At 71.9% G+C, this 18,292-nt stretch carries 12 protein-coding genes; 3 read left to right on the top strand and 9 right to left on the bottom strand.

The window, feature by feature from the left end:
* Positions 1 to 45 precede the first annotated feature (45 nt).
* Positions 46 to 873: an alpha/beta hydrolase gene (locus tag ABZ098_RS21140; RefSeq protein ID WP_356593284.1), complete on the bottom strand. Its 828-nt coding sequence runs from the start codon at positions 871 to 873 to the stop codon at positions 46 to 48.
* Positions 874 to 1,146: 273 nt separating this feature from the next.
* Positions 1,147 to 2,295, bottom strand: a complete 1,149-nt coding sequence (locus ABZ098_RS21135; RefSeq protein ID WP_356593282.1) for a serine hydrolase domain-containing protein — start codon at positions 2,293 to 2,295, stop codon at positions 1,147 to 1,149.
* Between the two features lie 213 nt (positions 2,296 to 2,508).
* Between ABZ098_RS21135 and ABZ098_RS21130 the strand changes: the two genes are divergently transcribed.
* The gene (locus tag ABZ098_RS21130; RefSeq protein WP_356593280.1) at positions 2,509 to 5,889 is read left to right on the top strand and encodes a BTAD domain-containing putative transcriptional regulator; all 3,381 of its coding nucleotides are present in this window, start codon (positions 2,509 to 2,511) and stop codon (positions 5,887 to 5,889) included.
* Positions 5,890 to 6,058: 169 nt separating this feature from the next.
* Positions 6,059 to 6,640, top strand: coding sequence for a sigma-70 family RNA polymerase sigma factor (locus ABZ098_RS21125; RefSeq protein WP_356593278.1), 582 nt, complete (start codon positions 6,059 to 6,061; stop codon positions 6,638 to 6,640).
* A gap of 57 nt (positions 6,641 to 6,697) precedes the next feature.
* On the opposite strand, the gene ABZ098_RS21120 is transcribed toward ABZ098_RS21125, so the two are convergent.
* The 7 genes from ABZ098_RS21120 to ABZ098_RS21090 all read right to left on the bottom strand — a co-directional run bounded on the left by ABZ098_RS21120 (position 6,698) and on the right by ABZ098_RS21090 (position 14,833).
* Entirely contained in the window at positions 6,698 to 7,234 is a 537-nt protein-coding gene (locus ABZ098_RS21120; RefSeq protein ID WP_356593276.1) for a DUF3455 domain-containing protein, read from the bottom strand.
* Between the two features lie 145 nt (positions 7,235 to 7,379).
* Entirely contained in the window at positions 7,380 to 8,846 is a 1,467-nt protein-coding gene (locus tag ABZ098_RS21115) for an aldehyde dehydrogenase family protein (RefSeq protein ID WP_356593274.1), read from the bottom strand.
* A complete protein-coding gene (locus tag ABZ098_RS21110) occupies positions 8,843 to 10,573 on the bottom strand; it encodes a D-aminoacylase (RefSeq protein ID WP_356593272.1) in 1,731 nt (576 codons plus the stop codon). Before ABZ098_RS21110 ends, ABZ098_RS21115 begins: the two co-directional genes overlap by 4 nt.
* A gap of 120 nt (positions 10,574 to 10,693) precedes the next feature.
* Entirely contained in the window at positions 10,694 to 11,812 is a 1,119-nt protein-coding gene (locus tag ABZ098_RS21105) for an LLM class flavin-dependent oxidoreductase (RefSeq protein ID WP_356593270.1), read from the bottom strand.
* Positions 11,813 to 11,910: 98 nt separating this feature from the next.
* The gene (locus ABZ098_RS21100) at positions 11,911 to 12,681 is read right to left on the bottom strand and encodes an SDR family oxidoreductase (protein ID WP_356593268.1); all 771 of its coding nucleotides are present in this window, start codon (positions 12,679 to 12,681) and stop codon (positions 11,911 to 11,913) included.
* Positions 12,682 to 12,692: 11 nt separating this feature from the next.
* Positions 12,693 to 13,607 carry an LLM class F420-dependent oxidoreductase gene (locus ABZ098_RS21095; RefSeq protein WP_356593266.1) on the bottom strand — a complete coding sequence of 305 codons (915 nt, stop codon included), beginning with the start codon at positions 13,605 to 13,607 and terminating at the stop codon, positions 12,693 to 12,695.
* Positions 13,604 to 14,833, bottom strand: coding sequence for an amidohydrolase family protein (locus ABZ098_RS21090; RefSeq protein ID WP_356593264.1), 1,230 nt, complete (start codon positions 14,831 to 14,833; stop codon positions 13,604 to 13,606). The genes ABZ098_RS21095 and ABZ098_RS21090 overlap by 4 nt, the downstream gene beginning before the upstream one ends.
* Positions 14,834 to 15,041: 208 nt before the next feature.
* Between ABZ098_RS21090 and ABZ098_RS21085 the strand changes: the two genes are divergently transcribed.
* Positions 15,042 to 18,116, top strand: coding sequence for a BTAD domain-containing putative transcriptional regulator (locus ABZ098_RS21085; protein ID WP_356593262.1), 3,075 nt, complete (start codon positions 15,042 to 15,044; stop codon positions 18,114 to 18,116).
* Positions 18,117 to 18,292 lie beyond the last annotated feature (176 nt).

The raw sequence follows: 18,292 nt of genomic DNA, 5'->3' as shown, positions 1-18,292 counted from the left end.
ATGAGAGGTGTGGTGGGTGATGAAGTGCCTGGCCGCGCCAGTCGCTCAGCGGACCGTGCGGGCCGCGCGCTCCACGATGTGGGCGACGGCGTCGGGGTGGGAGACCGGCACCGCGTGCGACGCGGCGATGACGGTGGTGCGGGCCCCGGCCCGGTCCGACATGTAACGCTGGGCGGCCTCAGGGATGTTGAGGTCCTCCGTGGTCACCAGGGACCAGGAGGGGATCGTCTTCCAGGCGGCCTTCGTCGACTTCTCCTCCAGCGCGGCGGCGGAGATCGGACGCTGTCCCACCGCCATGAGCCCGGCCTTGTCCGCCGGCACGTCCGCGGCGAACTGGCCGCGGAACTTCTCCGCCTTGATGTACACGTCCGTACCCTGACCGCCGTCGGGCAGCGTGTAGTTGACGGACTCGATCGCCTGGCCGAGGGTGCTGCCGGGGAACTTGTTGGTCAGTCCGAGCGAGCTCTCGCCGGTGTCGGGCAGGAACGCGGCGATGTAGACCAGCGCCTTCACCTTGCCCTCCAGGCCCGCGGCGGCCTGGCTGATGACGGTACCGCCGTAGGAATGGCCCACCAGGACCACGGGCCCCTCGATGTGGTCGACGACGCTGCGCAGGTAGGCGGCGTCGGTCGCGGGACCGCGCAGCGGGTTGGCGGCGGACACCACGGGGTAGCCCGCACGCTGCAACCGCTTGACGACACCGTCCCAGCTCGAGGAGTCGGCGAACGCCCCGTGCTCCAGCACGATCGTCGGTCGTTCCGGGCGGAGGGGTGCCGCACTGGCACCGGGCAGGGTGACGGCGGCCACGGACAGCCCTACGGCCGCTGTGACACCGAGCAGGGCGGATCTGCGGTTGAGAAGTGTGGTGCGCATGCGTGAACGTCCTTGTGTTTCCTGGCCGTCGGCCCAGATCGGACCCGGCGGGGCGGGACGGTGCGTTCGAGAGGCGAAGCACCGAGTTCGGAGAGGAGTGGGCGGCGCGGCGCGCAGCGGCGAGAAGGGCGGCTGTCCGGCCACGGCCCACCTGGGCCCGGAGCACCATCGCCCCCGGCGGTGCGGGGGTGGGGGGTGTCCTGCGTCCTGTCCTACGACGGCGGGACCGGATCGGTTCACCCCGAGAACGGCGCGGGCCCCCGCGGTCCGTGCTCAGTCCGTGGAGTCCAGGACTTCGTAGACCTGCTTCAGGTAGCTGCGGGTGCGCTCGGAGCCGAGGATCCCGTCGCCCAGGCGGTTCATCGTGTACGAGAACGTGACGCGCCGGTCGAGGTCCATCACGACGATCGATCCGCCCCGGCCGACCCAGAAGCAGACCCTCCCGGTGGGCAGGTGCGGCATCGTCCTGGCGTCGGCGAGCGCGAAGCCGAGGCCCCAGCGCACGGGAACACCCAGGAACAGGTCGACGCCGTCGGCCTGTACGTCGAAGACCTTGTCCACCGTGTCCGCGGAGAGGAGACGGTGGCCGTTCACCTGGCCGTGTCGTGAGATCACGGAGAGGGCACGGGCCATACCGCGTGCGTTGCCGTGTCCGTTGACGGCTCCGAGTTCGGCACGGCGCCACTGCGGGGTGTCGACGTGCTCGTCCCGGGCGGGGCTGCCGAGCAGCGTCCTGGTGAAGATCCCCTCGGGATCCAGGCCCGCGGGTACCCCGGAGAGCTGCGACGGGGCCACCAGTTCGGCGATACGCGGCCAGTCGGCCTGCCGCGCACCGATCTGCACGTCGGCCTGTGACGGCTCGGCGATCTCGGTGTCGACGAACTCGGTCAGGGTCCGGCCGCTGACCCGCCGGACGAGCTCACCTATCAGCTGCCCCTGCGTCTGCACGTGGTAGCCCGAGGCACTGCCCGGCTCCCACCAAGGCGCCTGCGCGGCCAGCCGGGCGCTCGCGGTCGGCCAGTCGTACAGATCGTCCATGGTGAAGGGCTGCTGCCAGCCAGAGAGGCCCGAGGTGTGGGCCAGGACATGCCGTACCTCGATGTCCTGTTTGCCCTGGGCGGCGAATTCGGGCCAGTAGTGCGCGACCGGGCGGTGAGGATCGAGGGCGCCCCGGTCGACGAGGACGAGGGCCGCCAGAGCGCTGAGGGTCTTGGTGGTCGACCACAGGCTGACCAACGTGTCCCGGTGCCACGGAACGGTCCGCGCCGCGTCGGTGTGCCCACCCCACAGATCGACTTCCATGACTCCGTCGACGTCGACGGCGATCGACGCCCCCAGTTCCTCGCCGGACTCCAGGTGCGCTGCCAGCGCCGCTCGGACCGGTTCGAACCGAGCGGTGCTCGTTCCTTCGACGGTGACCATGAATTTTCCCCACTCGTGACGACGACCGTTCGGTCACACAACGGCAAGGACCCCGCGCCGGTTCACACCGCGTCACGGAGGGACGGACCGCCGTCCGGCGCGGGGTGACCCCTCTCGACGGCTACAGCGTCGCTTCGGTGGGTGGCGAGGAGCCCCAGGGCGCCGCCTTCGACGTCGTCGCGTGAAAGGGCTCCTGCTAATGTCGCGTCCGGTATGCGGGCAGCGGACGACGGAGTCCTCGCCCCTCCGGACACCCGCACCGACCACCCCCGTCTCGGCGGACAGCGCGTCACGACGAAGGTCGCGCGGATGTCCGGGTGGGCCGGCGCCCGGTTTCCGTGGTGGCGCCGTCGAGCGGGATTCCGGGTGGATGCGATGACAGCTGTGGGGCAGGGGCTCGACTTCGGGCTGCTGGGTCCGCTGGTGGTACGGCGGGCTGACGCGGTCCTCGATCCGGGTCGGCGCAAGCAGCGGTTGCTGCTGATCCGCCTGCTGCTCGCCGACGGCCTGGCGGTCGCGCCAGAGACGCTGTGCGAGGAGCTGTGGCCGCAGCAGCCCGGACGGACCCCGGGCGGAGCGATGAACTCCCTGCACGCCCACATCAGCAAGCTGCGCGCGGTCCTGGAGCCCCAGCACCTGCGTCGGCGCGGCACCTTCGAACTGCTGGTCACCGAGCCTCTGGGCTACGCCCTGCGGGTGCCGCCCGAGAGCCGTGACACCGTACGTTTCGAGCGGTCCCTCGCCCGGGCGCGCCTGTTCATGGAGCAGGGCCGGCCCGAGCGCGTCGTGGAAGAGGCCCAGAGCGCCCTGGAGTTGTGGCGTGGCACCGCGTTCGCCGACGCGGCGCACCACCTGTTCGCCGTCCATGAGACAGCCCGCCTGGAAGAACTGCGGCAGACCGCACGCGAGATCCGCACCACCGCGCTGCTCATGCAAGGGCGGATCACCGAAGCCCTGGACGCGGCACAGGAGTTGACCACGGCACATCCCCTGCGGGAAACCGGCTGGGCCCTGCTGCTGCGCGCCCTGTACCTCGCCGGCCGGCACCCCGAGGCGCTTCAGCGTTACACCGAACTGCGCCGGCACCTCGCGGACGAACTCGGCCTCGAACCCGGCCCGCCCTTGCGCGCCCTGCACCAGGGCATCCTCCACCACGACCTGCCGCCCCTTCGGACGACCGGTGAGCTGAACGGATTCGGCGCGGCGTCCGGCCCGGGCGGGGGCACCGAGCAGGGCCACGATCCGATCGGGCCCGCCAGGTCCGGGGGGCCGTACGAGGGCGAGGGGGCCGCGCCCGCCGCTCCGGCCGCCGACGACGGGTCCGACACGGGCGACCGGTCCGACGCGGCCGACGGGTCCGACGCAGCCGACGGGTCCGACGCGGTGGACCGGTCCGACGCAGTGGACCGGTCCGAAACGACCGACCGGTCAGACGCACGTCACGCCTCGGCCGCGGCGGAGCAGGCCGCGCCGTCGCCTCTGGCCCGTCCGGCTCAACTGCCCGGCAGTCTCCCGGTGTTCGCGGGACGGGCCGCCGAGGGTGCGTGGCTGTCGGCCGTGGGCGGTGCACCGGGCCGGCCCGGACCGACGGCTGCCTCCGTCGTCGTCATCAGCGGTACTCCCGGCGTCGGCAAGACCACCTTCGCCGTCCACCACGCCCACCGCATCGCCTCGTCCTTCCCCGACGGACAGCTGTTCGTGAACCTGTGCGGATTCCACCCCCACGCTCCCGCCGTGGACCCCGGCACCGTTCTGCACGGCTTCCTCACCGCACTCGGTGTTCCCGCGCAGCACATCCCGGAGGACACTCCGGCCCGCAGCACGCTCTTCCGCAGCCTCCTGGCCGACCGGCGGATCCTCCTGGTCCTGGACAACGCCCGTGACGAGCAGCAAGTACGTCCCCTGCTCCCGGCGGGTGCGGGCTGCCTCACCCTGATCACGAGCCGCAACCAGCTTCCCGGCCTGATCGCCGCCGACGGCGCCAAGCCCCTCACGCTCGCGCTGCCCTCACAGACCGAGGCCCACCAGGCCCTCGAACGACGTCTGGGAAGCGAGAGGCTGGCCGCCGAGCCCGCCGCCACAGCCGAGATCATCCGCCTGTGCGGACGGCTCCCCCTGGCGATGGCCGTGGTCGCCGCCCGCGCCGAACTCGATCCGTCCTTCCCCCTTCACGCCCTGGTCGACGACCTTCAGCACACCCAGGGCGACCTCGACGCGTTCACCGGTTTCGACAGCAGCACCGACGTGCGCACCGTCTTCTCCTGGTCCTACCGGTCGCTGGACGAGCACGCCGCCCGGCTCTTCCGCTTCCTGGCCCTGCACCCCGGCCCCCACATCACGGCCCCCGCAGCCGCGGGCCTGGTCGGCCTCCCGCTCGCCCGGACCCGCCGCGCGCTCGCCGCCCTGACCGGTTCCTGCCTCGTGGAACAACCGCTGCCCGGCCGCTACGGCCTGCACGACCTCCTGCGCAGCTACGCCGGTGAGCTCAGCCGGCTCCACGACACCGCCCAGGAACGCCGCGACGCCACCTCGCGGGTCCTGGACCACTACATGTTCACCGCCTACGAGGCCAACCAACTCCTCAAGCAGGACACGACGGCCGAACTGGATCTCGGGGCGCCCGGCCCGGGCGTCACCCCGGAGAGGTTCACCGGCGGCGAGCAGGCGACCCGGTGGTTCACCGCCGAGCACCGGGTACTGACCGGCCTGCTCCACACCGCCGTCAGCCAGGAGCTCGACCACCACACCACCGGGCTGGCCTGGTCGCTCAAGGAACATCTCCAACGCCAGGAGTTCTGGCCCGAAGCCATCGACGCGCTGACCCCCGCCCTCGAAGTGGCCCGGCGCCGGGGCGACCGGCTCGAAGAGGGCCGTTGCCTGCGCCATCTCGGCAGCATCCACGGTTACCTCGGCCACCAGGAAGAAGCCCTGCGGCACCTGCGACGCGCCACCACGATCTTCGAGCAGCTCGACGCGACCGGCGAACAGGCGCGGGCCCACTACGTCATGGCGTGCGCGCTGTTCCTGTTCGGCCGGATCCAGGAAGCCGTGACGTTCTCCGAGCGGGGACTGGAGCTGTCCCGGAAGACCGGGGAGGAGTTGTGGCTGGCCGAGTGCCTTCTCGAACTCGCCTGGTTCCAGGCCAACCTGGGGCAGCTGGAGAAGGGCCTTCAGTACAGCGAGGAGGGCATCGCCCTGTTCCAGCGTCTGGACGCGCCGTGGCAGCTGGCCCAGGGGTGGGACATCGTGGGCTACATCCTCCGTGCGCTCGGCCGTCACGCGGAATCGGTGGCCACCTACCAGCGGGCGACGCGGGCCTTCGAGGAACTGGGCGACCACAGGAACGCCATCGGCACACTGATGCGACTCGGGGACACCCGGCTGGCCCAGGGCGACCGGGACGGCGCACGAGCGGACTGGGTCAGGGCCCTGGAGAACGCCGACGAGCGAGCCATGCGGCACAGCGCCCAGCAGGTCCGCGACCGTCTCTCCGCCCTGGACATGGACGCGGACCCCACGCCCGCCGCGCCGGAGAGGGTGACCGGCAGCCATCGCCTCCCGGTTCCGCGCAGCGGTGGTCCCGCGCACCCGTAGGGAAGAACTCCGAAGGTGTGTCCTGTGCTGTGAACGCCCGGAACGGGGCGGCGGTTCACGACAAGTCGACGACAAGGTCGGGTCAAGGTCCCCCCACGAGTGTGGAGCCGATCGACCGCGCATGCGGGAGAGCAGGCCACAGAACACTCGAACAGGAACGGGCACCACCATGAACGGGATCATGGAAGCGGGGACCACCACCCTCGCTCCGCCTACGGCGCACACCCGGCACGTCGCCTCGGACGCCGACTGCGACGCCTTCGTGCGAGACGTCTACGACCGGTACGGGCCCCTGCTGGTCCGGTACGCCACGCGGCTGCTCGACGGCGACTGGCACAAGGCGCAGGACATCCTCCAGGAGACCGCTGCCCGCGCCTGGAAGCACAGCGGGTTCCTGGGCACCCGTGACGACCACGTCAGGCCGTGGCTGTTCACCGTGGCAAGGAACCTCGTCCTCGACCACCATCGGGCCCGGCGGAACCGGCCGCTGGAGCTCATGCCGGTCGAGGACCTGGACGCGTCCTGGGACAGCACCGAATCCACGCTCACCACGCATGCGGTGCTGAAGGCCCTGCGGGAACTGAACGAGCAGCAGCGGACCGTCATCCGTCTCATGTACTACCTGGAATGCAGCGTGGCCCAGGCGGCCGAGCACCTCGGTGTCCCGCCCGGCACCGTGAAGAGCCGCGCCTTCTACGCCGTGCGGGCACTGCGCAAGGCGCTGGAGAGACAGGGTGTTCTCTCGGGGTAGCCAGGGCGCGGCGGCCCGCGGAGCACCGCCGCCGCGCCCCTCAGGGAGTCACCCGGGTCACTTGGCCGGCTTGTAGAACGCGTACGTCGCCGTGTACGCCACGCTCACCTGGTCCGTGCCGGTGCAGGCCGTGGTGGGGGCCACGCCGCCGGTGGTGTGGAGGCGCTGTATGTAGGAGACGCCTCCGAAGACGCCCGAGCCGCGGGTCGCGGTGGCCTGGAGGAGGAGTTCGGGGATGGTGCCGGTCCTGGGTGAGCTGGCGATCGCCGTGGCGTTCACCGCGCTGCCGTCCACCGTGGAGACCCAGACGGGGCCGCGGGAGTGCAGGGCGACGGTACGGCCTCTCCTGTCGGAGAGGGTGGCGGCGGGCTCCAAGAGCTTCCAGGCGCCGTCGGTGCAGGTGTAGGTCTGGACACCCCGGGCCGGGTACACGCCGGTCAGCTTGTTGCCGTCGGGCACCTTGAGAGCCGCGGGGGCCTTCACGGGCTTCGGCGCGGGGTCCGAGGGGGTGGCGTAACCGGTGGCCGTGCCCAGCAGGGCGGTCGCGGCGGCGAGGCCCGCGGTGGTCAGGGCGAGACGCTTGGTGAGCTTCAAGTCGGTTCTCCGGAGAGGGATTTGACTGTCGGTCAGGGCGACGACGTCGAGGCCGTCGCCCTCCGCTCCGGGACTCTACGGGCCGACCCGAGGGTTACCGGCCAGTTGGCCGAACACGCGCCCCCGGGCTCCCTGCCCGGCTCCCTCACCCCGGCCAGACGATCGACTGCACCTCGCTGTAGGCGTGCAGCGCGTACGACCCGCAGTCCCGGCCGACCCCGCTGTGGCGGAAGCCCCCGAACGGCGCCTCCATGTTGCGGCCGACCGTGTTGACCCCGACTCCCCCGGCCCGCAGCCGCCGTGCCACGCGGAAGGCGCGGGCGACGTCCGCCGACCAGACGTAGTCGATCAGGCCGTAGTCGCTGTCGTTGGCGAGTGCGATGCCCTCCTCCTCGTCGTCGAAGGGCGTCACGGTCACGACCGGGCCGAAGATCTCCTCACGGACCACCCGCATGTCGGGGCGGCAGTCGGCGAGGAGGGTCGGGGCGACATGGAATCCCCGCTCCAGCGGCGGGCGTTCGCCACCCGCCACCACCACCGCGCCCTCCTTGCGGCCGAGTTCGACGTACGACTCCACCCGCTCCCGGTGCGCGGCCGAGATCAGCGGGCCGACGACCGTCCCGGGCTCGCGCGGGTCACCCACCTTCAACCGGCGGGCGTACGCGGCCAGTTGCTCGACGAGCCGGTCGTAGATCCCGCGCTGTGCCAGCACCCGTGTCGGCGCCGTGCAGATCTGTCCGCTGTAGAAGGAGAAGGTGGTGCCGATCCCGGCGACGGCCGACGCGAGGTCCGCGTCCTCGAAGACGACCGCCGCCCCCTTCCCGCCCAGCTCCATCAACTGCCGTTTCATGGAGCGCCCGCACACCTCGCCGATGCGCCGGCCGACCGCCGTGGAGCCGGTGAAGCTGACCATGTCGATGTCGGGCGAGTCGACGGCGGCCTCGCCGACCTCCACGGCACGGCCGCTCACCACGTTCACGACCCCGCGCGGCACCCCGGCGGCCTCCAGCGCCTCCGCCATGCGGTAGACGGAGAGGGGGTCCTGCGGGGCGGGCTTCACCACCACGGTGTTGCCCATGGCGAGCGCTGGGGCGATCTTTCCGGCGGGGTTGGCCCACGGGTTGTTGTACGACGTGATGCAGGTGACGACCCCGACGGGCTGCCGGACGGCCAGCGCCCCCATCACCGCGGCCTTTCCCATCGGGCCGGCCTCGTTGACCTGCGGCGGGATCGCCCACTCGGCGGGCTCCACCCGGGCGTACCGCCGGAAGCGGGCGGCGGCCACACCGACCTGCATACCCCGGGCCACACCCGTGGTCGCGCCGGTCTCGGCCTGGGCGAGTTCGGCGTACGGCACCAGGCGGGAGCGGATGATGTCGGAGGCCCGGGCCAGCAGGGCGGCCCGCTCCTCCGGTGCCGTGCGCGACCACGGCCCGAAGGCCTCGCGGGCCGCGGCGCAAGCCGCGTGCACCTGATCCCGCGAGGCCTCCGGAGCCCACCCGACGGTCTCCTCGGTGGCCGGGTCGACCACCGCGTAGTGCCCGGCGTCGGGGGCCACCCACTCGCCGCCGACGAACAGCCGCTGCTCGGAAAATCCTTCCGCGGGACTCACCTGGTGCTCACCGTCCGGGTGTCGCGCCCCGACCGCAGCACCCGGCCCGGTACCGCACCGCTCACCACGTCGTCGCGGATCGCCTCGACGCCGTTGACCCACACGGCCCGTACGCCGATCGCCTTGGAGTCCAGCCGCGGACTGTCACCCGGCAGGTCGTGCACCAGGGTGGCCGTGCCCGCGGCGATCCGCTCCGGGTCGAAGAGCACGAGGTCCGCATGGAAGCCCTCCTCGATCCGTCCGCGCTCCCGCAGCCCGAACAACCGGGCCGGGTCGTCGGTGAGCATCTTCACGGCCTGCTCCAACGAGGTCAGCTTCCGCCCGCGCAGACAGTCCCCGAGGAAGCGGGTGGTGTACGGCGCCCCGCACATCCGGTCCAGGTGCGCGCCCGCGTCGGACCCGCCGAGCAGGACGTCCTCGTGCTGCCAGGCCTCGGCGCGCATCGCCCAGGACGCCGGGTCGTTGTCGGTGGGCATGGGCCACAGGACCGTACGCAACGAGTCGGCCGCGCAGATCTCGACCAGCGCGGCGAACGGTTCCTGCCCGCGCTCGGCCGCGATGTCCTCCACGACACGCCCGCTGAGCCCGCGGTTCGCGTCGCTGTAGGTGTCGCCGATGACGTACCGCCCGAAGTTGGTCAGCCGCCGGAAGACCCCGGCCTCCTGGGACTGGGACTGCCGGAGCAGTTCCCTCTGGACGTCCGGGTCGCGCAGTTTCTCGATGCGCTCGGGGACGGGCAGGGCGAGCACCGGGCCCCAGCCGGGGATCAGGTTCAGCGCGCAGAACGTGCCCAGGGACATGTTCATCGGGGTCAGGATCGGCATGGTCAGGGCGACGACCCGGCCGCCCGCCTTCCGGGCCTGCTCGCTCGCGAACAGCTGCCTCGGCACCCGCTCGGGCACGGCCGAGTCGATGGTCAGCACGTTCCAGTTGAGCGGCCGGCCGGCCGCCGCGCTCATCTCCACGAACAGGTCGATCTCGGCGTCGCTGAACTGGTCGAGACACCCGGCGACGATCGCCTCGATCTGGGTCCCCTCGTGCTCCCCGACCGCCCGGGACAGCGCGAGGAGCTCGGCGGGCAGCGCGTGGCGGGAGGCGACGGGTTTGCCGTCCCCGTCGGAGTGCGTGGAGGACTGGGTGGTGGAGAAGCCCCAGGCGCCGGCGTCCATGGCCTCGTGGAACAGCCGCAGCATCTGGTCGAGTTGCTCCTCGGACGGCTGCCCGCCGACGGCGTCCGGGCCCATGACGTACCGGCGCAGCGCGCAGTGCCCCACCATGAACCCGGCGTTGACGGCGATCCGCCCCTCCAGGGCGTCCAGGTACTCCCCGAAGGAGCTCCAGCTCCAGGGCGCCCCTTCCTCCAGGGCGACCAGGGACATCCCCTCGACCTTGGACATCATCCGGCGGGTGTAGTCGGCGTCCTCGGGGCGGGCGGGGTTGAGCGGCGCGAGGGTGAACCCGCAGTTCCCGGCGGCGACCGTGGTGACCCCGTGATTGAGCGAAGGGGTCGCGTACGGGTCCCAGAACAGCTGGGCGTCGTAGTGCGTGTGCGGATCGACGAACCCGGGCGCGAGGACGAGCCCGGTGGCGTCCTCGCGGGTGCGGGCCTCTTCGGTGACGTTTCCCATGACGGCGATACGGCCGTCGCGTATGCCCACGTCGGCGGTGTGGGCGGGGGTGCCGGTCCCGTCGACAACGGTCGCCCCTTTGATGACGTGATCGAGCATGAACGCTGCCTCCTCATGCAGGCCCGGTTGACCTACTCAGGGGCGCGGGGCTGTATCGATTTGCGGCTCCGCCGCGTGGGCGCGACCAGCCACAACCCACCCGCACCCGCCAACGAACGCTCAGGCCCCCTGACGGAACCGCGTGGTCCGATGCACCGGATCCGTGTCGATCTTCGGAATCACGTGCTCCCCGATCAGCCGGATCGTCTGCAACGTCTCCTCCTTCGGCACGCCCACCGGGAGCCCGAAGCTGAGCTGGTCCGCGCCGGCCTGCTCCCAGCGCTTGCACTGCCGGGCCACCTCGTCCGGGTCGCCGCAGATCAGCAGCTCCTCCTCGATGAGCACCTCGACGAACTCCGCGGTGTACTCGGGCAGGGTCTCGGGCCAGACGGGGAACCCCTCGGGCCGCGGGAACGTGTCGTGGTACCGGAAGACCAGCGAGGGCAGGTAGTGCAGGCCGCCGTTCACCGCGATCTCGATCGCCTCGGCGTGTGTCGGCGCGCAGATCGCGGTCGTCGTCACCATCACGTTGTCGTTGACGAAGTCCCCGATCGGCTCGGCGTTCACGACCGCCGTCTTGTACTGCTCCAGCACCCACTCCATGTCGGAGACCTTCTGCACGCTGAAGCCGAGCACCCCGAGCCCCTTCTTCGCCGCCATGGCGTACGACGGCGGCGACCCGGCCGCGTACCACATCGCGGGGTGCGACTTTCCGTACGGCTTCGGCAGGATCTTGCGCGGCGGGAGCTGCCAGTGCTTGCCCTGGAAGCCGACGTACTCGTCCTGGAGCCACATCTTGGGGAACTCGGCGATGGTCTCTTCCCAGATCTCCTTGGTGTGGTTCATGTCGGTCACCCCGGGGATGAACCCGAGGATCTCGTGCGACCCGGCCCCGCGTCCGCTGCCGAACTCGAAGCGGTTCTCGGTGAGATGGTCGAGCATGGCCACCTTCTCGGCGACCTTCACGGGGTGATTGACCTGGGCGAGCGGGTTGAAGATCCCCGAACCGAGGTGGATCCGCTCGGTGGCGTGCGCCAGATATCCCAGGAACACGTCGTTGGCGGAGAGGTGCGAGTACTCCTCCAGGAAGTGGTGCTCGGACGCCCAGGCGTACTTGAAGCCGGAACGGTCCGCCTGGATGACGTACTCGGTCTCCTCCATCAGCGCCTTGTGCTCGGCCAGCGGGTCGGTCTCGGCGCGCTTGCCCACGTATCCCTGTACAAAGAGCCCGAATTCCAAGGCGGGTCACCATCCCCGGTCCGAATGTTTCTGACGGCTCGTCAGTTTCGATGTGACTGTGGCACCACCGGCATGGAGGGTCAATAGCTGACGGTCAGTCAGATAACGCTGACTCCCGCCAGCCAGCCGCCGTCGATCACGAACGGCTGCCCGGTGATGTACGAGGAGTCGGCGGAGGTCAGGAACAGCGCGAGCCGCGCCACCTCCTCCGGCCGCCCGATCCGGCCGAGCGGCACGATCTTGCGGTAGAACCGGTCGAGCCCCCGGGACGCCTCCTCCCCGTCGGCGGACGGGTCCAGGACGGCCGGGTTGGACATCGCTGTGTCGACGGCCCCGGGGCACATGGCGTTGACCCTGATCCCGCGCGGCGCCAGCTCCAGCGCGGCGACCCGGGTGAGCCCGAGGACCGCGTGCTTGGAGGCCGCGTAGGCGCCCACGCCCGCCATCCCGGTCACCCCGGTGTAGGAGGCCGTGTTGACGATCGTGCCCCCGTCGGACAGGACCGGCCCGACGGTCCTGATGCCGAGGAAGCAGCCGACCTGGTTGACGTTCACGATCCGCATGAACTCGTCGAGAGGCGTGTCGAGGAGGGAGTTGAAGCGCAGAATGCCGGCGTTGTTGACGAGCCCGTCGATCCGCCCGTACTCCTCGACGGCGGCCTCGGTCGCCCGCCGCCAGTCGGCCTCCTGACTCACGTCGAGGTGCAGGTACAGGGCCCCGATCTCCTCGGCGAGCGCCTGCCCCTGCTCGTCCAGCACATCCCCTACGACGACCTCGGCGCCCTCCTCCCGGAACAGTCGGGCCTCCTGCTCCCCCTGTCCGCGTGCCGCGCCGGTGACGAGCACGACACGTCCGTCCAGCTTGCCCATGCGGTGACTCCTCAGAGGTGGGGGGCGATGTCGGCGCCGAACGCCGAGATCTGGTCGACGAGTTCGGCGCGGTCACGGCTGCGGAACCGCACCTGGATCTGGTCCACGCCCATCGCGCGGTAGGCGCGCAGGGACCCGGCGAGTTCGTCGGGCGTTCCGCTGAGCGTCCGGCGGCCGACGTCCCAAGCGGGCGTGCCGATGTACAGCGGCTCGGCGATGGCCCCGACGGTGAACGGCCCTTCCACGCCCGCCTCCGCCCGCAGCCGCCGTATCCGCTCGATCTGCGCGGGCAGCCGGTCCCGTGGGTCGCCCTGGGGCAGCCAGCCGTCGCCCTTGAGCGCGGCCCGGCGCACGGCGGCCGGGGAGGAACCCCCGACCCACACCGGGACGTGGGGCTGGGCCGGCCGGGGACGCTGGCCGAGGTCCGCGAAGTCGTAGAGCTTGCCGTGGTGTTCGGGGAACTCGTCGGGGCCGAGGGCGGCGCGCAGGGCGTCGATCGACTCGTCGAGGACGGCCCCGCGCCCGGCGAAGTCGACCCCGAGCGCCTCGAACTCCTCCTGGACGTGCCCCGCGCCGACCCCGAGGATCAGCCGTCCGCCGCTGAGGTGGTCGAGGGTGGCGTACTGCTTGGCGGTCAGGAGCGGGTGCCGCAGCCCCACGACGGCCACGTGGCTGAGCAGCCTCGCCCGTTCGGTCACGCCCGCCAGGAAGGCGAGGGTGGCGACCGGGTCGTACCAGACCGTGCTCATCGCGGGCGCGAGGCGGCGCGGGATCGCCACGTGGTCGCAGGCGGCGATGTACGCGAACCCGGCGCGGTCGGCGGCCCGGGCGATCCCGGCGAGATCCTCCGGCCCCGCGCCGGCCTCCCAGGGCTCGGCGTAGATCGTGCTCTGGGACTGGACGGGGAGCTGGATGCCGTACTTCATGCCCCGCTCCACAGCCCCTCGGGGGTGAGCCCGAGCAGGTCGATGGCGTTGCCGCGGACGATCCGTTCCACCACGTCGGCGTCCAGGTGTCCCATCTGGGCCTCGCCGACCTCCTTCGACTTCGGCCAGGTGGAGTCGGAGTGGGGGTAGTCGGTCTCGTAGAGGACGTTGCCGACGCCGATGGAGTCGAGGTTCTTCAGGCCGAAGGCGTCGTCGAAGAAGCAGCCGTAGACGTGCTCGGTGAAGAGTTCGGACGGCGGGCGGTGGACCTTGTCGGCGACGCCGCCCCAGCCGCGGTTCTCCTCCCAGACCACGTCGGCGCGCTCCAGGATGTAGGGGATCCAGCCGATCTGGCCCTCGGCGTACATGACCCTGAGGTTCGGGAAGCGCTCGAACTTGCCGCTCATCAGCCAGTCGACCATCGAGAAGCAGCAGTTGGCGAAGGTGATCGTGGAGCCGACGGCGGGCGGGGCGTCGGCGGAGGTGGAGGGCATACGGCTGCTGGAGCCGATGTGCATCGCGACGACCGTGCCGGTCTCGTCGCAGGCGGCGAGGAAGGGGTCCCAGTCGTCGGAGTGGACGGAGGGCAGGCCCAGGTGCGGGGGTATCTCGGAGAAGGCGACCGCGCGCACACCCCGGGCCGCGTTGCGGCGGACCTCGGCGGCGGCCAACTCGGCGTCCCAGAGCGGGATCAGGGTGAGGGGGATGAGCCGGCCCCGCGCCTGGGGGCCGCACCACTCCTCCACCATCCAGTCGTTGTACGCCCGCACGCACAGCAGGCCCAGTTCGTGGTCCTTGGCCTCGGTGAAGGTCTGGCCGCAGAAGCGCGGGAAGGTCGGGAAGCAGAGCGCGGACTGGACGTGGTTGACGTCCATGTCGGCGAGGCGGGCGGGAACGTCGTACGACCCCGGGCGCATCTGCTCGTAGGTGATGACCTCCAGCTTGATCTCGTCCCTGCTGTAGCCGACCGCGGTGTCGAGGCGGGTGAGGGGGCGCTGGAGTCCCTCGTACAACCACCAGTCGCCGAGCGGGCCGTCGTCGCCCGGGGCGCCCATCACGGGCTTGAACCGTCCGCCGAGGAAGCTGATCTCCTTGAGCGGGGCGCGGACCACCCGGGGGCCCGTGTCGAGGTGCTTCTTCGGGAGCCGGTTCTGCCAGACGTCGGAGGGCTCCACCGTGTGGTCGTCGACGGAGATGATCTGCGGAAGTGCCGTCGTGGTCTCCATGGCGCTCACGGTAGCGCCGATCTGACGACCCGTCAGCTCCGTGTGCGGTGGCCGATGACGACGGTTGCTGTGCGGAAGTGTGCGGAGAGAGGGTGTAGGCCTTGTGATATCCCGCGCGTCCTCCTGTGATCAGGCTCTCCACAGCTGACGCATCCGCCATGGACAAGGCAAACTGACGGGGTTGTAAACAGGCCCTAGGGGGACGGCGATGGACGGTGTACCGCGGGTGCCGGAGCAGAGACGTCCCGGCTCCCCGGCGGGGGCCGGGCAGGACACGGGCTCCTCGGCGGGACCCGGACAGCACACGGGCTCGGTTACGGGGGCCGGACAGCACACGAGCCTCGCGAGGGAAACCGGGCAGCACACGGCCCCCGCCACAGCGCCCGTGCCGCTTCGCTTCTGCGTGCTCGGGCCCGTGCGCGCCCGGCGTGGTGAGGAGCTGCTGAACACCGGCTCCCCGCAGCAACGCGCCCTGCTGGCCGCCCTGTTGCTGCGCGAGGGCCGTACCGCGACCGCCGCCGAGCTGATCGACGCCCTGTGGGGCGAGGAGCCCCCCTCGCAGGCCTTGGCCGCCGTGCGCACGTACGCCTCCCGGCTCCGGAAGATCCTCGACCCCGGCATCCTGGTCAGCGAGTCCGGCGGCTACGCGATCCGCGGGCTCGGCGAGGACGCCCTGGACCTCGCCGCCGCCCAGGAACTCGCCACCGAGGCGGAGAAGGCCAAGAGCGCCGGCGACCTGTGCCACGCGCGGGACGCCCTGACCCGGGCGCTGGGGCTGTGGGACGGCGAGGCGCTGGCGGGCGTGCCGGGCCCGTACGCGGAGGGGCAGCGCGTGCGGCTGGAGGAGTGGCGGCTGCAACTCCTCGAATCCCGCCTGGACATGGACCTGGAGCAGGGCTGCCACGCGGAGGCGGTGTCCGAGCTCACCGCCCTCACCGCCGAGCACCCCCTGCGCGAGCGCCTGCGCGAACTGCTCATGCTGGCCCTGTACCGCAGCGGCCGGCAGGCGGAGGCCCTCGCGGTCTACGCCGACACCCGCCGCCTGCTCGCCGACGAACTCGGCGTCGACCCGCGCCCCGGCCTGCGCGAGCTCCAGCAGCGCATCCTCCAGGCCGACCCGGGCCTCGCGGAGCCCTCCTCCCCGCGGCCCGAACCGGTCGCCGCCCCCGTGCGGCCCGCTCAACTCCCCGCCACTGTGCCTGACTTCACCGGCCGCGCGTCCTTCGTCACCGAACTGTGCGAGGTGCTCGCCTCCGGTTCCGAGGGCCGGGTGATGGCGGTCTCCGCGCTGGCCGGCATCGGCGGCGTCGGCAAGACCACGCTGGCCGTGCACGTGGCCCACCAGGCCCGCTCCGCCTTCCCCGACGGGCAGCTCTACGTCGACCTCCAGGGCGCCGGCGCCCGCGCGGCCGAACCGGAGACGGTCCTCGGCGCCTTCCTCCGGGCCCTCGGCACCGCCGACTCGGCGATCCCCGACTCCCTGGAGGAACGGGCCGCCCTGTACCGCTCGGTGCTGGACGGCCGCCAGGTCCTCGTCCTGCTCGACAACGCGCGCGACGCGGCCCAGATACGGCCCCTGCTGCCGGGCACGGAGGGCTGCGCGGCCCTGGTGACCTCCCGGGTCCGGATGGTCGACCTCGCGGGCGCCCACCTGGTCGACCTGGACGTCATGTCCCCCGACGAGGCACTCCAGCTCTTCACCAAGATCGTCGGCGAGGAGCGGGTCGCCTCCGAGCGCAAGGCCGCCCTCGACGTGGTCGCCGCCTGCGGCTTCCTCCCGCTCGCGATCCGCATCGCCGCCTCCCGCCTGGCGGCCCGCCGCACCTGGACGGTGTCCGTCCTCGCGGCGAAGCTCGCCGACGAACGCCGTCGCCTCGACGAGCTCCAGGCCGGCGACCTCGCCGTGAAGGCCACCTTCGAGCTCGGCTACGGCCAGCTCGAACCCGCCCAGGCCCGCGCCTTCCGCCTGCTGGGCCTCGCCGACGGCCCCGACATCTCGCTGGCCGCCGCGGCCGCCGTACTGGACCTGCCCGTCGAGGACACCGAGGACCTCCTGGAGGCCCTGGTCGACACCTCGCTGCTGGAGTCGGCGGCGCCCGGCCGCTACCGGTTCCACGATCTCGTACGGCTCTACGCGCGTGCGTGCGCCGAACGCGACGAGTGGCCGCCCACCGAGCGCGAGGCGGCGCTGTCGCGGCTGCTGGACTTCTACCTCGCGACCGCGGCGGCCGTGTACGCCATCGAGCGGCCCGGGGACCGGCTGGTGGAGCACCTGGAGGAGATCCGCTACCCCGGGCTGTCCTTCGAGGACCGCCACAGCGCCCAGGACTGGCTGTACGCGGAGGCCAACGCGCTGCTCGCCTTCGTCCAGCAGTGCGCGCAGGGGACGCTGCTGCGACGCGCGGTGGACCTGCTGTGGGTGGCGAAGGACCTGGCCGAGTCGGGGGCCAACGCCAAGCAGTACGAGGTCGCCGCCGTCGCCCTGCGGGACGCTGCCGACGCGGCGGACGACCCGCGCACCCGCGCGCGCGTGCTCACCGCCCTGACCAATGTCCACATCGTCGCCGGCCGCTTCGACCAGGCGGACGCGGTGGCCCGGCTGGCCATGGACCTCGCCCGCGCGGCGGACGACCTCGCACCGAGCTGCTGGGCCGCCAACGACCGCGGCATCATCGCGCTCTACCAGGGCCGCCACCCCGAGGGAGAGGCGTATCTGAAGGAGGCCATCGAGAGCTTCCGGCACGACCGGAACCTCGCGGGCGAGGCCAGCGCGCTGTGCAACCTCTCCCGCATCCACCTGGCCATGGGCCGCAGCACCAGCGCCGTGGAGCTCGCCCGGCAGGGCATCGTCATCTACGACCGGCTGGGACACACGCTGCGCGGCGCGAACGGCCGCTACGCGCTGGGCCTGGCGCTCACCGGGCAGGGGCGGCTGGACGCCGCCGTGGACCGGCTGACGGAGGCGCTGGAGGTCTTCCGCGACAGCCGGCAGCGGCTGTGGGAGGGCATGACGCTCTTCCGGCTCGCCGAGGCGCACCTCGCCGGCCGCCGGCCCGCGCAGGCCGCCGCCCTGACCGAGCAGGCCCTGGCCGTGCTGCGGGGCATCGGCGGCGAGTGGCGGCGCGGCAACGTCCTGACGGTCCTCGGCCGCGCCCTGAGCGGGCTCGGGCAGCCCGGTCGGGCCCAGGCGTGCTGGCAGGAGGCGCTCGGCATCTTCGAGCAGCTCGGCTCGCCGGAGGCCGTCGACGTACGGCGCCTGCTCACGCCGTCGGCCACCGTGTAGAGCGGCCACCGTGCAGAGCGGCACGGCGGGCCTTCACGCCGGTGCGGGGACGGACGTTCATCGTTCGTTTATCGCCGGGCGGCAGACTCGTCCTCGTCGATCCGTCGCGTCGGGGGGCAGACGGGTCAGCGGTGGTCCCCATCGCTAGGGTTACCGACCCTGACATGTCCGCCCGG

The sequence above is a fragment of the Streptomyces sp. NPDC006335 genome (assembly GCF_040612795.1).
Classification (GTDB): domain Bacteria; phylum Actinomycetota; class Actinomycetes; order Streptomycetales; family Streptomycetaceae; genus Streptomyces.
The sequence above is the reverse complement of the archived record's forward strand: the minus strand, read 5'-3'. Positions and strand labels throughout refer to the sequence as shown.

What these genes read in the sequence shown, in the direction of transcription:
- ABZ098_RS21140 (WP_356593284.1), bottom strand. Translation starts at nt 873, where the DNA reads ATGCGCACCACACTTCTCAACCGCAGATCCGCCCTGCTCGGTGTCACA.
- ABZ098_RS21135 (WP_356593282.1), bottom strand. Translation starts at nt 2,295, where the DNA reads ATGGTCACCGTCGAAGGAACGAGCACCGCTCGGTTCGAACCGGTCCGA.
- ABZ098_RS21130 (WP_356593280.1), top strand. Translation starts at nt 2,509, where the DNA reads ATGCGGGCAGCGGACGACGGAGTCCTCGCCCCTCCGGACACCCGCACC.
- ABZ098_RS21125 (WP_356593278.1), top strand. Translation starts at nt 6,059, where the DNA reads ATGAACGGGATCATGGAAGCGGGGACCACCACCCTCGCTCCGCCTACG.
- ABZ098_RS21110 (WP_356593272.1), bottom strand. Translation starts at nt 10,573, where the DNA reads ATGCTCGATCACGTCATCAAAGGGGCGACCGTTGTCGACGGGACCGGC.
- ABZ098_RS21100 (WP_356593268.1), bottom strand. Translation starts at nt 12,681, where the DNA reads ATGGGCAAGCTGGACGGACGTGTCGTGCTCGTCACCGGCGCGGCACGC.
- ABZ098_RS21095 (WP_356593266.1), bottom strand. Translation starts at nt 13,607, where the DNA reads ATGAAGTACGGCATCCAGCTCCCCGTCCAGTCCCAGAGCACGATCTAC.
- ABZ098_RS21090 (WP_356593264.1), bottom strand. Translation starts at nt 14,833, where the DNA reads ATGGAGACCACGACGGCACTTCCGCAGATCATCTCCGTCGACGACCAC.
- ABZ098_RS21085 (WP_356593262.1), top strand. Translation starts at nt 15,042, where the DNA reads ATGGACGGTGTACCGCGGGTGCCGGAGCAGAGACGTCCCGGCTCCCCG.